We start from the raw sequence: 13907 nt of genomic DNA, 5'->3' as shown, positions 1-13907 counted from the left end.
ATGGGGTTTATGCCGGATATTGGTAGGGCGGATGGCGGGTTTCAAGACCGGGCCGCAGAGGACCTCGCAGATACGGCTACGCCTCGCCCATCTGTGACTGAAACCCCTGACAAAGCTGTTTTTGAGCCGTCTCAGCCTGTTTTAACAGTAAGAGCTCCCTTAGAAACATTTCAACATTTAAGAACCGAGGCTCATAAACAACTAGACGCCCTCAAAGAGGAAACAAAAAGTGTCGTCAAAAAGTACAGGGACGCTGAACAAACTTACACAGAAACTTCCAGCAGCTTAGGTCGATGGGTATTAAGAAAATTCCAACGTTCAAAGCTTGTTGGCTTAACTGAGAACGACTTTAAAGATTGGGAAAAATGGAAAAAGGCGAATCCCAAAGAAAATCACCGCGAATGGTTTAACGTGAAAACCGCCGATATCGGTAAGGCGAATTCTATCAGACCATATGAGACTGAAATCCAGCACCTAGATGATTTAAATGAGCACTTGCAAACGATTAACCAAAATCAATTAGCCGAAGAGGCAACTGCGCATTTAGAAAAAGGAAAAGAACTTGATGACCTTACGAAGCGTTTGGATGGCCTCAACAAAAAAAAAGAAGCAGTGGAAAGAGCTGCCTCTTTTAGTACCCCAGCATCAGACCTAGAGGCTCAGATTAAAACCTTAAGAGCAGAGCAAGACAATTTAGTTCTCTCAGACTCCAAAAAAAATCAGCGGCTCCCGTTCGCAGTTGATACCCGAACCAATCAATCCGGCCTATACGTGTTTTTTGAAAATGAATCTGATAAAAATAGCTTCGGAGTATTAGCAGACCAGATCAAACACCTAGAGGTCAGGCAGGGCCTGATCCAAGAACGAAACACCTTCGCAGGCGTCATTAAAATAGAGGCGACTAGAGCAATCCACTCGTTAGAAGTAGCAATCGCAGACGTCGGTCGAACATTAACTTTCGCTCGGGATTTTCAAGAACAAATAGATGCACTTGTGCCGGGGAATGAGCATTTCTTGACCGACAGGAAAAATATTGAGACCGCTATAAATCAGAACCGGGACATTTTATTTAATGAAAAGCAGAGGCTAATGGGACGTTTGAACAACCAAAAGTCCCGGCATCAAAAAATTCTCGAAAATCGACAACAGATTAGCAAATATATAAGCATACAAAAGGACCTGTGGGAAAAAGCGATGGGCCCCATACAAACCCATCCAGATATTCAGAGAATCTTGAATGAGTTTGACGAGTTAGAAAATAAACAAAAAGGAGAGAGCAGTCTCGGCATAGTTCAGTGGAAACTTGATGACGAAATTAGGCAAATTTCAATTAAGTTAAACAACGCGTCGGCAAAAGCTCTCGATGAAGTATACTCTCAACTTCTTACTCAATCGCAATCTGAGGTCATCCAACATGCAGCGGATTTGGCGAGCCGAATTATGAGGTCTTCTGAAAGCATGAGAAGTTTAGAGGCGCGTTTTGCAGAGGCCGAAAAAACGCCATCTCTCGTCGGGAATTTGGTTCCGAGCATCGATACTGAAAAGGATCTGATCCCTGAACATCGAAAGATCCTAAAGGAACGTGTACGTATTTTCGACAGAGCAGCAGAAAGTGCAGCCAAACTTAAAGAAGGTCAGAATACACCACTGGATCTGCCTGACGATGAAACAGAACTAAACTTGATCGGCAAGATGGCAGCCAACACTCTAGGAACTCAGACAAGTGCGAGCGAACTGCTCGAACGCATGGGCCTGTCACATAGTATCATTGGTAACTGGAGTTCGACCAACCGAGCGAACGTCATCTACACACCAGTGGATGCAATATCAGAAAAAAGCTTTCGGTTGAGTAGGCAACAAGCAACCGTCTTAAAAGCTTACCTCATCCAGCGGCAATCATTACTTCCTGATACTCAGCCGCTCCTAAAAACAGAATGCGAAGATGACCTGGCTCAACTGAGTGACCTTAATCAATTCACCCCAGCATCGTCTCAAATAAAAGCGCCTGCGCCTCTATCTACCGAGACCGAAAGCGATACGATTCGAGTCGTTCGCCGGAATGTAAGAAGAGCTAAACCTTAAGACTAGGCTCCCACCACATATTGCCTTTTTAAATAGAAAGCCTCAATGTGCCATCGTTCGCTTCAGTGCGAAAGATGGACGCTGGTTTGGCAACAAACGAGAGGAAAGTCCGGGCACCGTAGAGTAAGGGTGCCGGTTAACGACCGGTCAAGGTGACTTGAAGGAAAGTGCCACAGAAAATATACCGCCCGCCGAAGCTTTATGCATAGGTGGGTAAGGTTGAAAAGGTGCGGTAAGAGCGCACCGCGGGCTTGGAGACAAGCTTGGCAGGGTAAACCCCACCCGGTGAAAGATCAAGGTGAGACTCGTCGTCCTGCTGCTCGTAGGCTGAGTTTCTAATGAGATCGCTCGAGGGTTTTGGCAACGAAACCCCTAGACGAATGGCCATCTATCCTGTGGGAGCAATCCCTGGGTGGACAAAACCCGGCTTAAAGACCACTGAAACGAATGAAAGCTACCCAATAAACGCGAGTTTGGTGGGTGGCTTTTTTTATGCGAATGGATTGGGAATGGGCCCCAGCATCTTTTTAATAAATGGCAGATGCGGTATCGTTTCTTTGTAACCATTTTCAATGGCCCGAGTCAGTTCAATCGGCGAAGGCACAATGTTAATGGGCGATAGCACGCGCTGATAGGCAATGGTCAGATGAGCGGTTTTATAGCCTTCTTTACTGGATTCGGCAGCAATGCGCATGAGGGGCAAAAATAGCCAATGTCTTTTCCAATTCGGCGAAAAGCCATCTAAAGCCAGCACAAAAGGATCTGTCAAACAACTTTGAGCCTGCGCTGCGGGCAAATTATCCACAAAGCCACCGTCCAAAAAGCGGCTGACACCATGTTGGTGCATCACTTCTCGAATGAGCGGCACCATATGCGGATCATTACGCAGCACATCGTAATGAAACAAGCCCGGAACAGCAGCCGAAAAGCCAACGGCATCTAAAACATCAAAATCTTTGGTTAAGTCATCACCGCCCAGATAAATGGCTTTCAGAGACTTAGTCGCAACCTGCAGCAAAGCCTGGATAATGCCCTGCTCTCGCTTTTTGAGCTGGCTAGCATTAACGGTCTCCTCTTCCTCCAACCACTGCGTCTGTGGCAATTTCTGTACATCTTGATCAGACATGCCTGCTAAAGTAACCCTGAGAGGAATTTCAAGCTCGGACAAATACATGGTCCGATTGCCTTTTTGAAATTCTAAGCCAAACACATCGTGAAGATTCAGTCTAAAGCTAGCAGAAAGTCCAAATCGGCTGCCTTGCTCACCGTTTTGCGTCAGCCTGCTCCAAACGGTAGGGCCAGCTAAGCTCTTTAAACGATCCAAATCAAATTCACGATATTTAGCACGGTACAAACCGAGCACAGCGCCCATAGAGCTGCCAGCGATGGCATCAGGGATAATGCCAGCTTCATGCAGGGCGGCGAATGCCCCGGTGAATACGAAAGAAGTACCGCCTCCACCACCTAAAGCGAGCGCCAAGGGGCGTTTCGAAACCGCGTCCTCCAAAGCTTTCACATCTAAGCGACTGCCATACAGAGCCAGAAGTTCCTGTTGTTCGCTTAAAGCAAGTTTATAAATGGCTGGAATACATTCCTTAATGCCTGACCAGTTGGGCGCGTTGGTTAATAGCCCGAACAGCTTGGTGCGATAGATGTCTGTACCAGGGCCAATCTCGACTGGCTTATCGCCTAACACTTTGGATACTCGCCCAAGCGATAGCGCCCATCTTAAAACAGACTCGTCTTTTGAATTCAGGATCAACGAGCCGTCCACCATCCCTCGAACCACGCGGCATTCCAAATGCGTTAGTTCTTTAATAAAAGCTCTGGTATCCTGACTCACCAACTTAGTTTACCCAATCAAACACCCATATGACAAGCATTGCATTTTTAGATCTCACAGTCATCCAAGGACCAGACACTGGAATGCGCTATAGCATTCCCAAGGACAGCTTCCGCTTGATAGGGCGTTACGAGCCAGGCCTCATTGCTGATGAGAGGCTATTAAACCCTGATCAGCGTGAGCTGGTCATGAAATATGTACCGAAAGAAATCCTTATAAATCAAGGGCCTGATATCCTTTTAGAGGACGCCATTCTAAATCCGGTGCAGGGGCTGGTTATTTTTTGTGACCGTGGCAGAGTATGGGTTGATTTATCGATTGAAGAATCCAGGCTTCTGCAAAGCTCAGATTCTATCTCCATTGGCAACACCAGATTGAAAGTATCATAAATATGTCTCAACTCTCTTTTTTTGAAAACTCCGCGCCTAAAGATCCTCATTGGTCAGACATGCCCTTTTTGGTGGTTGATACCGAAACCACGGGCCTCAATCATCAGCAGAACCGTGTGATTGAAATTGCTTGGGTCTTATTTGACAAGCAACTCGAAGTGGCGTCGGATGCGAGGCTCTGTGCCATTGAAGGTCCTTTGCCTGCCGAAATTACGACTTTGACTGGCATCCATAGCGATATGCTTGTTGGCCAGCCGGCATTTTCGGACCATATGGCTGATTTTTTGGAGGCTTGCTCCAAGGCTTCATACCTGGTTGCGTACAACGCGAATTTTGATCGATCTTTTATCGAATCCGAGTTTGGGCGTGCTGGGCACACTTTCCCGGAAGTACACTGGGTGGATCCATGCATTCATATCCGTGAAATCGACCGATATAAAAAAGGCAAGCGACTGAGCGATGCCGCTGCTCGTTGGGGCGTGCAAATGGACGGCGCTCACCGGGCGTTGGCAGACGCCAAGGCCGCTGGACATCTGTTTTTGAAGCTGGCCCCCCATTTGAAAGCCGCCTCACTTAAAGAACTTTTGATTTTGGAAAACGGCTGGCGTAGCGAGCAAGAGCGCCAATATCGTGCTTATAAAGCGCGCAACCCTTCCTAAAGATTATCCACAGCAACGCGAGCAGTATCAAAGTGAGATTGGATACTTGTGTGCTCGCGCAACCTGTGGCCAATTGGCGTTTTTTCATGCCAGTTTGCAAAGAGACGGTTTCTGCTTCTAGCGAGCATTCACGCCAAGGCGAAGCGATATTATTTTCACAAAAGCCCAATGGCAGACCTGGCGATGCGAAAAAGCCGGGGCTTAACTCACAGGTCTCTGTTATCCAGGAACCGGGGATGAGATTTCGAGAATGATCTTTTTCGATTTTCTTTGAATCAGACAAAAGACTGCAGCTCTCTGCCTCCCCGTCAGGCATGATACATACGCTTTGGGTTCCTGAAGCTTTGAACGCAAACTGCTTTTCTTTTACTTCGAGAACTGTGATATCCGAGCAGAGCATTCTGCCAAGATCTCCGCGTTGCGCGATGATGGCATATTGGCGAGGTGCTAAATGCAAATCATTAAAGGGAAGCGCCACGCGCCAAGCCTCTTTTTGGTCTTTTCCGTCTAGCCTTCTTAAAGTGGCAGCATTTAAGTTAACGGGCTTTTCGCTGACATTTACTATTTCCAACCATTGTCTGCCCTTTTTTCGCTCATTGCCATGCACATACACTTCTGTGATATATACCGGCCCAAGCAACAATAGAGCCAACAGCGTCATTTAAATATTGCTTTCGAAATGGAAATATTCCAGACAAGCTTTCTGTTCACAAGGCTCCCCGTTCACTCACTAACATTTCGGGCACCCAGTGCTGGGTCGAATATTTACACTGAATGTGAAATTTCTCTTGTTTTGGCCAAAATGTGGTGCTATTGGGTGAAAAATAGGCAGGACTCATCTTGTCTACTAAACGTTTATTAGATTGGGGATATTCATGAAAGCTCGTTATTTGTTGTTGACCATCGTTACCTTGGCTCTTTTCGCTACTTCTGCTTGCAGCAAATGCAGCAGAAACTCTGAAGAAGTTCCAGTAGAATTGGCTCCTGAAGCTGCTCCTGCTGAAGTTGCTCCTGCAGCTCCAGTTGAAGTTGTTCCAGCTCCAGCTGCTGACGCTCCTGCAGAAGCAGTTCCTGCTAACTAATTTGTTGCCAGGTAGAATTTTCCCTCTTTCGACTAATTTTTGAAAGAGGGTTTTTTTATGCCTGCATGGGCGCTTCGTTCATCGCGCTGCGCCAAGTTGGTAATGGACCAACCAGTTTCGCCTGTAGGCCTTGCAGTACAAACTCTCTGATCGATTTAATTTCTTGCGACACGAAAGTTTGACCCAGTCTCACCTCCATAAACTGTCCGAACAGTTTCATTAAAATCTCTTCGATTTCGTCTAGATTCGCCATGCGCAGCAAGATATCGGCTTCTTGATCTTCGCCTGTGCTCTTGCCATGGCCGTTGCTGCGAACACCGCTAATGGTGCCGTCTGTGGCATTCAGCGTGAACGCATGGACGCGTTCATCAATGACATACTCAAGCGCCAGCGTCTCAACGTGATAGCCAGAACGGATTGCTTGCAGCACTTCACCGCTGTCATCAAGATTGGGCGTGGAAATAGTCACCTTGCGATCTTCGCCGTTTAGTGGCTTCAACGAGACTTTTTTACCTAGCGTTACCTGAGGCAATTCTTCTATTCTAAAATAAAGCCAAGTTAAGAATTCAGCGCCTAAAAAATCAAGTTGAATCATGTGAATATCTCCTGCGGCATTAGCGTTTCCAGATAGCCTTTATCTTTTAAAGAAAGCTGCTGAGATAGCGCGATTTCTGGGTAAGTTAACTGTTTTAATTTTGCTTGAAAAGTTTGTTCAAAAAGTTTTTCGAATTTCTCGCACATGCCTTTGCCTCGAGCAAACAGCCGCACTTGGCCTTTAGACAAGTCCCACAGGACTTCGGTCACTTTGCTCTTAGGCAAGATACGCTGGCGCAGTTCAGCAATCACGGCCGCTTCTACAACTTGCCTATTTTTGTCGGGGAACTCTTGGAGGCGACGTGAGACCAAATCTCTGAGCATGGCTTTGGGGATGCTAATCTTATCTTCTCTAAAGCCAAGAACGATCAGATCACCATACATAAATTGATTATTTAAAATGCGTTCATCATCCAAATAAGGATTTTGAATGGAAACCCAACCAGAGCTTTCGATATCGCGGCCTTCTTCATGCAAAGGCACGAAGCGCCTGATTGCCAAAGCCTTTTCGAAATATTCAGCCAGTGAGTTTGGCAAATTCGCCAATACAGAAAAACGGGTATAGGTAATAGAGCCTGAAAGAATTGCCATGGGACTTAAAGTCCTAGCATAATCTCAGTTAAAAGAAACGCCACTTAACTTCACGTGCGCCAAGCCAGCAACAAATGCCACTGGTAACGGCTAAGATAATCGCCAGGCCAGGCGTTTGAATCAACGAAAACCAAGTGGCAATCGCGCCACTGACTGCAAACAGCCGCCAGTTAAGCACTTTGCCTTCTGCCACCGCAATATTATCCACGCCGCCCAATCCTAGCTCAAAAGACATACTAATTAATACTGGGATAATCAGCCCTGGATTATAACTGGCTGCAAACAAGGCTAAAACGCCATGGGCCAAAGCCCAAAACAGCCGCACCAGATCTTTACCGCCAAGGCCGGTGGCCCAAAACAACTTGTAACTGGTAAGCAAATAGTCGATGGCACTAAACCAAGTAATACCGACAATCACCACACACTGCAGCAAAATGGCGGTTTCAGTGGATGTCAGATTAAGCAACGCAAACCAGTAAACAAAACTACCGGCGACCTGAATAGCCCAGTGAGGCGCAGATTCTTTGCGAACAAAAACCCAATAAGCCCAAATGGCTAGAAAAAATACCATCCAAAACATCGCAACCAAACTGGCCATCTGGGGCGTTAAGAACAGTGTCATGAAAATGGTGCCAAAACCGCCCATCTGAATGATGGTCTTCATCTTGGCTAAATTGCTGGTCTTAACCTGCTGACCGCGCATGGCAACGCTGCTTCTGAGCACAGTCACAAACAGCTCTCTAGAAAGTATTGCAGCGGGTACCCAAGCCGGTACCCAACCGTTTCCGCTTAAAGATAGCGTGATGGCTGCCATCATGATTTTGTCAGCTACCGGATCCAAAAGGCCGCCAAGCTTGGTCGGCCCTTCCCGTCTGGCCATCATGCCATCAATAAAGTCGGTCATCCCTAAAAAAACGAATAGAAAAAATGCGATCCATTGCCAGGTCATGTCCGCAAACAACAGCATGGCGCAAGGAATGGGCAGTAAGAAAATGCGCGCTAGGGTGACCTGATTTGCCGTCATCGTTTGACACAAGCTCTAAGTGATAAAAGCTCACGCTTAGTCAGTGGTCTAAACTCACCAGGCTTCAAATCCATCACCGAAATGCCTGCAAAATGAGTGCGAACGATTTTGGCAACCGGATGTTCAATGCGCCAGAACATGCGCTTGATTTGGCGGTTTTTCCCTTGAGTCAGGACCACTTTAACCCAAGTGTTAATCTTGGCTTTTCTCAAAAATTCGATTTCGCAAGGGCCGGTAGGGCCATCTTCTAGATAGATCCCGCGGCGCAGCTTATTAACGGATTCTTCAGTTGGCGTGCCTTTAACCTTCACTTCATACACTTTAGGAATATGAAATTTAGGGTGAATCAGTTGATTGGTCAACTCACCATCATTGGTGAGCAGTAAGGCGCCTTCAGCATCGTAATCTAGCCGGCCAACCGGATAGATGCGTGTGCCGCTAATACCTTTAACCAAATCCACCACGGTTTTGCGATCCCCTGTGTCTTTGGTGCTGGATAGGACGCCAGTTGGTTTATAAAGTAAGAAGTATACCCGCTCGGATAGTTCATCCGTTGCAATATTGATTCGTTTGCCTTCGACGAAAACTTGATCGATTTCGGTATCTACAACCATACCCTGCTCGAGAACACGTTTATTGTTCACTCGAACGAGGCCTTGGTCTATCATTTTTTCGACTTGACGTCTGGAAGCAACACCCGCTCGGGCCAGTGCTTTGTGAAGTCTCTCTTGTGCCATAGTCCTGCTAGACTCTACTTTTTGGGGGTCTTTTGCAATACCCGCTGGCTTGCGCCCTACTGCGAATTTGAGTGCAGCCCTTGCGCTCGCCAGGAAGAATCTGCATCGTAATTAGGAGAAGCTAAATCTGACATAAGCTGGAATTCGTCTTGAACATGCATATTACCAAGATTAAGAGTGCTTAGGATCCCTAGCAATCTATTTGCAGCTGCAAATCTACGAACGTCATCCGGATCCAATGCTATTGGTCTTAATCTAAGAGCCTCTTGCGAATGACTTCCATAAAGCCTTCTAAAGTCGACGGCGAGTACCGACAAACTAAATCCTACCATAACGAGTATAAAAGATAGATTTTTCATCGGCGGAAGAAACCATAATTGCTTCCGTTTCGCAAGACAAAAAGTCCAAATTATGCCGGTTAAGAATATGCTCCGTAGGGAGTTAAACTTATGAAATTCGCTTTATTTGCTTTATGTTTAGGCATCGGCTCTTACGCATTCAGCCTCAGCAAAATCGAGTGCAAAGGACAAGGTGGCGCGCACATGCTGATCTCCGATTCACAGGTTGAGCTATGCTCAGAAGGGCTGACCGTGACCAATGGGAGAATATACACAGAAGTTACGCCAGAGGGAGAAGAAGAGATTACCGTAAACGGCTACAACCCGCCAGACGTCTATTTATTCTATTACAGTATTAATTTTAAAATTCCTAAAGGTGCCTTAGACAAATTCAAGATGCAGGTTAACCTGATGCAAGGGACTGGCCGTCAGCCGCCGCGTTATAAGGTTATGGCTATGGAGTGTGCCCGTTCAACTTGGAGATGACGAATTGAGTTCTTTTTCGGTCTGGCTCAATACACCCAAGGCGTTGTCCAAAGCACAGTATCGCTAGATTGTAACGATTGAGGGCCTTTTGCAATACCTTTGGGGAACGCGAGCGTTGCCTAACGAACTTGTGGCGTCGAACCAAAGGTGCTTGTTGATTCAGGCACAGTCTTAATGTGGACACCGGTAAGCAAATTAATACGCAGCAGTCTTGCAACCTGCACATAAAAAAGCTCTTCAGCATGCGTAGAGACATAGCAGATTGTCAGATGATTATGATTATTGAGGCCTAATAACACGTCAACTTCCCAAAGCTTAAGTCTCTTAAGCTGGCCATAAGCTAGCCTAAACTCTTTCCTGTTGGGCCTTCCTCCTCCTATTGACCGGATCTTATCTAATAATTTATGATTAGGTGTTCTAAAATGAAGTTCATAGAGTCGTTCATTTAAATTTCCGTCGCTGTCAATACAAGTACGAATGAAATCTTCAATTTTAGCATGATTAAAAAAGTATTTTGCTCTATTCTTCTTAACTTCATACTCTTCGATATCTTCGTCGCTTGCGGGCCTAGCTATTGGCAGATTAGGGCGGGCAAGCACGAAGGTACAACGCACGACTTTGCCGAGTCCCAAACCGTTAAGCTCATCTTTTTCTAACTTAACTGTCCAAGGTACAATCACCTGACTTTCATTTTCACAGTTCTCTGCTTCAAATTGCTGTTCCCCAGAATACATAGATAAAGCGACGTTTAATATCCAGTGCCCTTTTTCTTGTCTAGCTTGCGCCGCAGAATCTCCTTCAATGCTAGAGGAGCTGTTTGCTTTCTGGGTTTTACTACGCCAAGGCACCGGCTGAGCAGCATAAGGATTGCGCGAACCTCCGCTTTGAGCAAACGTCATCGAAAAACTTACAATAAGCGTTAAAAAAAGATATTTTAGCATGATTAAATAACGCATAAAACGTTTAAAATTGAAATACCCAAATACCTACAAAATTCCCGCAAGTAAAACCCTGTAGTTAATGCCAAAGAAAGCGAGACTGTTCCCTCAAGGTTGGGCCATCTGTTTTTCAGTCTGGCTTAACACACCCAAAGCCTTATCCAGAGCTTCTAAGGCCTCTTGATTTTGGCGTTCATGCTCAGCGGTTGAGTATTCTTTTTCAGCGAACAGGTCTTTAAGTAAAATTTCTTCGCCTTCTTCAGCGGTCACTGGCTCAGGTTTTTCCTTATTTAGGTCTTGGTACTCTTTGAGGGATGGGAGCTCATGCAAAGAGTTGAAACCGAAAAATTCTAAGAATTCTTTCGAGGTTCCATAAAGAAGTGGGCGGCCCATGCCTTGGGATTTGCCCATGATTTTGACGAGTTTTAGGTTCAAGAGGCGCTTCAGCGCGGAAGAGCAATCTACGCCCCGAATGTCTTCGATCTCTTGGCGAGTTACTGGCTGTCTGTAGGCAATAATTGATAGGATTTCTAACTGAGATGCTGAAAGTTTTTGCGGCTTTTCTTGTAGAAGTGCCCGGACCAGGCCTCCGTACGTGGGCACGGTTCTGAAAACGTAGCCGCCTGCAGCTTCCTGGATCGAGATGCCGGTTTCACGTATTTTAAGCTCAAGCAAAGCTTGGCCGATTTCTTCGCGGGTGTATTCATAACCCTGGTTTTCAAACACCGATACGATCTGGGTGAGAGAGATGGGCTCGGGTGAGGCAAAAATAATCGCCTCCAGCGCGTGCTCTAGATTAAAGGTCGATAGCATGAATATCTCCGTCAAATTCGTTGTCTAAAGCGGTTAAGTGAATCTCGGAGGATCCCGGTTCTTGCTTGATGTGAACCAATTTAAGCCGCGCCATTTCTAAAACGGCTAGGAAAGTAATAATTAAGTCGGATTTGGTCTTCGCGCCGAAGAAACCTAAAGCGTCTTTGAATAAATAAGTTAGTTTGAGACGGCTAAACTCGATCATTTCTGTAAGGCGCGCCCTAAGGCTTACCGGCTCAAACGAAACCGTGTGACCTGTTCTAGGTTGCATCGACTCTAAGATGCGAGCGAAGTTTTCGATCAGTTCAAAAGCTGGTACTGGCGCCACCAAACGATCTTCTTCGGGGCCAATATCCGGTTCTTCATAGATGCGACCGAAAATATTGAAGCCCAAATAATCGCGGCTGCCGAGCTGGCCGGCAACGTCCTTGAAGCGCTGGTATTCCAATAGCCTTCGAACCAACTCGGCTCTCGGATCAACGCCATCTTCTTCCTCGTCAGCAGGTTGCTCTTCTTTGGGCAGAAGCATTTTGCTTTTAATTTGGAGCAAACTGGCAGCCATCAGTAAGAATTCGCCCGCCAGATCAAGGTCCAAGTTTTGAATTTCTTCGAGATATTTCTCGGTAATCAAGACAATCGGGATATCAAAAATATCGAGCGAATGCTTTTGGATCAAATGCAATAATAGATCGAGGGGCCCTTCAAAAAAAGGCACCTCCACGTGCAGTTGTTCTGATTCTGGATTTGGTGCGTAGTCCTTGGCGTCTTCGTTGGTAAAACGGCCAGATGCATGAATGAGGCAACGCTCATCGCCCAGTTCGATGGTAGATGTTACATCAGCAACCATGACATTCCTATGAGGATGGTCCTCACGCCCAAGCCCACGACCGCTCCACCTCCGAACAGTATCACAATGAGCAGCATCCAAGACAACTGCGGCGCAAAACCTTCATACTTGTCTGCCAAATGCCTAGGTAAAATAGCCAGCAGAACTTTGGTGCCATCCAGCGGCGGGACGGGGATTAGATTAAATACAAATAAAGATACATTAATTACGATAAATGGTTGCAACAGCCCCATCAATGCGAGGCCGCTATATTTCAGTACGCCTAAAAGTAAAAAGGCCATGATCAAATTAGAAACGGGGCCCGCCATCGCGACCAAAGCTTCAGCGGTGCGAACGCGCAAAGGCTTCCCAAAAAACTTACGCTTCAAGAAATTCGGATTATACGGAGACGGTTTGCCGGCCGCAAAGATCGGCATGCCGCCTGACGAGACTGAAGACGCAATAATGAGAACAGCAGGCAACGCCACGGTCCAGATCGGATCGACATGGCTCATGGGGTTTAAAGTAAATCGGCCCATCTGCTCGCCCGTTTTATCACCCAAAAACCTCGCCATGGCCACGTGAGCAAATTCGTGCACACTGATCGCCACAATCAGTCCGCCGAGTGTCATCACCAAATTCAATCTCAAATTGTCCATTTTAAGCCCTTGGGTGGTGTTTATCATACAGCTGATGCAGCCGCTCTTGATTGATATGCATATAAATTTCGGTGGTTGACAAGTCCGCATGCCCCAGCAGCGCTTGAACCCCCCTCAAATCCGCCCCTCTTTCAACCAAATGGGTGGCAAAGCTGTGCCTAAGTTGGTGTGGATAAATGGATTTTGAGATCCCAGCCTTTTTGGCGTAACGCTTAATTAGTTTCCAAAATCCTTGCCGGCTCATGGGAAAGAGGTCAGGCGCGCAGGCTGAACCTGGAATATAGCTTTCTAAAGCGCCCAACGCCTTTTCTCCCAGGGGAATCAGCCGTTCTTTATTGCCCTTCCCAGTCACTCGCAAAAAACCCCTGGATAAATCGAGATTATCCATGCGCAAGCCAATCAGTTCAGATACTCGAAGGCCCGTAGCGTACAACGTGCATAGCATCGCATAGTCTCTGGGGTGTTCGGTCGCCGCCTGCAAAAGCCGATCTACTTCAGCCAAACTTAGAAATTCTGGCAACTTTGAAGGCATTTTCGGCCTTCTTACATCCGCGGCAGGATTTTGCTTTAATACGCCTTCGCGCATCCAAAAGCGAAAAAATTGACGCATAGAAGATAGATGCCGATTTTGACTCCTGGCATTAAGACCTAACGATAATGCGCTCAGCTGGTACCTTGTCAGATCTTCTTTGCTAAAGTTCTCAACCGTGAGATTTTGCGAGAGTGCATAAGCTGCCAGCTTACTTAAATCTCGCCGATAGGATTCCAAACTGTTTAAGCTCAAGGCTTTTTCAACCTGAGCGTAGTTTAAAAATCCTTCTATGGCATCTTTCCAATTCATGTCAG

At 46.5% G+C, this 13907-nt stretch carries 16 protein-coding genes and 1 other RNA gene; 6 read left to right on the top strand and 11 right to left on the bottom strand.

The genetic code is table 11. The annotated features are described in order from the left end of the window. Both V4534_08910 and rnpB read left to right on the top strand, forming a co-directional pair. Entirely contained in the window at positions 1-2082 is a 2082-nt protein-coding gene (locus tag V4534_08910; protein ID MES2504981.1) for a hypothetical protein, read from the top strand. 62 nt (positions 2083-2144) lie between these two features. Then, positions 2145-2528: RNase P RNA component class A (gene rnpB / locus V4534_08905), an RNA gene on the top strand. Positions 2529-2572: 44 nt separating this feature from the next. On the opposite strand, the gene V4534_08900 is transcribed toward rnpB, so the two are convergent. Next, positions 2573-3925, bottom strand: a complete 1353-nt coding sequence (locus V4534_08900) for a patatin-like phospholipase family protein (GenBank protein MES2504980.1) — start codon at positions 3923-3925, stop codon at positions 2573-2575. An 83-nt stretch (positions 3926-4008) separates the two neighbouring features. Here V4534_08900 and V4534_08895 point away from each other — a divergent pair, with 83 nt between their 5' ends. Together V4534_08895 and V4534_08890 are read left to right on the top strand one after the other, a co-directional pair. Beyond that, entirely contained in the window at positions 4009-4314 is a 306-nt protein-coding gene (locus V4534_08895) for a hypothetical protein (protein ID MES2504979.1), read from the top strand. A 2-nt stretch (positions 4315-4316) separates the two neighbouring features. Continuing rightward, positions 4317-4973 (top strand): 3'-5' exonuclease, encoded by a 657-nt coding sequence (locus tag V4534_08890; protein ID MES2504978.1) that lies wholly within the window; start codon positions 4317-4319, stop codon positions 4971-4973. Here V4534_08890 and V4534_08885 read toward each other — a convergent pair. Then, on the bottom strand, positions 4888-5634 hold the full coding sequence (locus V4534_08885) for a hypothetical protein (GenBank protein MES2504977.1): 747 nt from the start codon (positions 5632-5634) through the stop codon (positions 4888-4890). The genes V4534_08890 and V4534_08885 overlap by 86 nt on opposite strands. Before the next feature lie 214 nt (positions 5635-5848). On the opposite strand from V4534_08885, the gene V4534_08880 reads away from it, so the two are divergent. Beyond that, the gene (locus V4534_08880) at positions 5849-6055 is read left to right on the top strand and encodes a hypothetical protein (GenBank protein MES2504976.1); all 207 of its coding nucleotides are present in this window, start codon (positions 5849-5851) and stop codon (positions 6053-6055) included. 55 nt (positions 6056-6110) lie between these two features. On the opposite strand, the gene V4534_08875 is transcribed toward V4534_08880, so the two are convergent. The 4 genes from V4534_08875 to V4534_08860 are packed head-to-tail and all read right to left on the bottom strand — an operon-like array spanning position 6111 to position 9001. Beyond that, positions 6111-6650 carry a hypothetical protein gene (locus V4534_08875; GenBank protein MES2504975.1) on the bottom strand — a complete coding sequence of 180 codons (540 nt, stop codon included), beginning with the start codon at positions 6648-6650 and terminating at the stop codon, positions 6111-6113. Then, entirely contained in the window at positions 6647-7240 is a 594-nt protein-coding gene (locus tag V4534_08870) for a hypothetical protein (GenBank protein ID MES2504974.1), read from the bottom strand. Before V4534_08870 ends, V4534_08875 begins: the two co-directional genes overlap by 4 nt. A gap of 28 nt (positions 7241-7268) precedes the next feature. Further along, positions 7269-8264: a CDP-alcohol phosphatidyltransferase family protein gene (locus V4534_08865; GenBank protein MES2504973.1), complete on the bottom strand. Its 996-nt coding sequence runs from the start codon at positions 8262-8264 to the stop codon at positions 7269-7271. Continuing rightward, entirely contained in the window at positions 8261-9001 is a 741-nt protein-coding gene (locus tag V4534_08860) for a pseudouridine synthase (protein MES2504972.1), read from the bottom strand. Before V4534_08860 ends, V4534_08865 begins: the two co-directional genes overlap by 4 nt. Positions 9002-9450: 449 nt before the next feature. Here V4534_08860 and V4534_08855 point away from each other — a divergent pair, with 449 nt between their 5' ends. Beyond that, on the top strand, positions 9451-9825 hold the full coding sequence (locus tag V4534_08855) for a hypothetical protein (protein MES2504971.1): 375 nt from the start codon (positions 9451-9453) through the stop codon (positions 9823-9825). A 119-nt stretch (positions 9826-9944) separates the two neighbouring features. Here V4534_08855 and V4534_08850 read toward each other — a convergent pair whose 3' ends face one another. The 5 genes from V4534_08850 to V4534_08830 all read right to left on the bottom strand — a co-directional run bounded on the left by V4534_08850 (position 9945) and on the right by V4534_08830 (position 13902). Continuing rightward, positions 9945-10781: a hypothetical protein gene (locus V4534_08850; GenBank protein ID MES2504970.1), complete on the bottom strand. Its 837-nt coding sequence runs from the start codon at positions 10779-10781 to the stop codon at positions 9945-9947. Between the two features lie 90 nt (positions 10782-10871). Further along, positions 10872-11576 carry an SMC-Scp complex subunit ScpB gene (gene scpB / locus V4534_08845; protein MES2504969.1) on the bottom strand — a complete coding sequence of 235 codons (705 nt, stop codon included), beginning with the start codon at positions 11574-11576 and terminating at the stop codon, positions 10872-10874. Next, positions 11560-12423 (bottom strand): segregation/condensation protein A, encoded by an 864-nt coding sequence (locus V4534_08840; protein MES2504968.1) that lies wholly within the window; start codon positions 12421-12423, stop codon positions 11560-11562. Before V4534_08840 ends, scpB begins: the two co-directional genes overlap by 17 nt. Next, on the bottom strand, positions 12408-13088 hold the full coding sequence (locus tag V4534_08835; protein ID MES2504967.1) for a site-2 protease family protein: 681 nt from the start codon (positions 13086-13088) through the stop codon (positions 12408-12410). Before V4534_08835 ends, V4534_08840 begins: the two co-directional genes overlap by 16 nt. Beyond that, a complete protein-coding gene (locus V4534_08830; protein ID MES2504966.1) occupies positions 13063-13902 on the bottom strand; it encodes a site-specific tyrosine recombinase XerD in 840 nt (279 codons plus the stop codon). The genes V4534_08835 and V4534_08830 overlap by 26 nt, the downstream gene beginning before the upstream one ends. Between the last annotated feature and the right edge of the window lie 5 nt (positions 13903-13907).

The sequence above is a fragment of the Myxococcota bacterium genome, from assembly GCA_040387835.1.
GTDB lineage: Bacteria > Myxococcota > UBA727 > UBA727 > JABDBI01 > JAZKCZ01.
The sequence above is the reverse complement of the archived record's forward strand: the minus strand, read 5'-3'. Positions and strand labels throughout refer to the sequence as shown.

Excerpts from the sequence above, each read along its gene's own strand:
- V4534_08910 (MES2504981.1), top strand. The coding sequence starts at position 1 with ATGGGGTTTATGCCGGATATTGGTAGGGCGGATGGCGGGTTTCAAGAC.
- V4534_08895 (MES2504979.1), top strand. The coding sequence starts at position 4,009 with ATGCGCTATAGCATTCCCAAGGACAGCTTCCGCTTGATAGGGCGTTAC.
- V4534_08890 (MES2504978.1), top strand. The coding sequence starts at position 4,317 with ATGTCTCAACTCTCTTTTTTTGAAAACTCCGCGCCTAAAGATCCTCAT.
- V4534_08885 (MES2504977.1), bottom strand. The coding sequence starts at position 5,634 with ATGACGCTGTTGGCTCTATTGTTGCTTGGGCCGGTATATATCACAGAA.
- V4534_08880 (MES2504976.1), top strand. The coding sequence starts at position 5,849 with ATGAAAGCTCGTTATTTGTTGTTGACCATCGTTACCTTGGCTCTTTTC.
- V4534_08875 (MES2504975.1), bottom strand. The coding sequence starts at position 6,650 with ATGATTCAACTTGATTTTTTAGGCGCTGAATTCTTAACTTGGCTTTAT.
- V4534_08870 (MES2504974.1), bottom strand. The coding sequence starts at position 7,240 with ATGGCAATTCTTTCAGGCTCTATTACCTATACCCGTTTTTCTGTATTG.
- V4534_08865 (MES2504973.1), bottom strand. The coding sequence starts at position 8,264 with ATGACGGCAAATCAGGTCACCCTAGCGCGCATTTTCTTACTGCCCATT.
- V4534_08860 (MES2504972.1), bottom strand. The coding sequence starts at position 9,001 with ATGGCACAAGAGAGACTTCACAAAGCACTGGCCCGAGCGGGTGTTGCT.
- V4534_08855 (MES2504971.1), top strand. The coding sequence starts at position 9,451 with ATGAAATTCGCTTTATTTGCTTTATGTTTAGGCATCGGCTCTTACGCA.
- V4534_08850 (MES2504970.1), bottom strand. The coding sequence starts at position 10,781 with ATGCGTTATTTAATCATGCTAAAATATCTTTTTTTAACGCTTATTGTA.
- scpB (MES2504969.1), bottom strand. The coding sequence starts at position 11,576 with ATGCTATCGACCTTTAATCTAGAGCACGCGCTGGAGGCGATTATTTTT.
- V4534_08840 (MES2504968.1), bottom strand. The coding sequence starts at position 12,423 with ATGGTTGCTGATGTAACATCTACCATCGAACTGGGCGATGAGCGTTGC.
- V4534_08835 (MES2504967.1), bottom strand. The coding sequence starts at position 13,088 with ATGATAAACACCACCCAAGGGCTTAAAATGGACAATTTGAGATTGAAT.
- V4534_08830 (MES2504966.1), bottom strand. The coding sequence starts at position 13,902 with ATGAATTGGAAAGATGCCATAGAAGGATTTTTAAACTACGCTCAGGTT.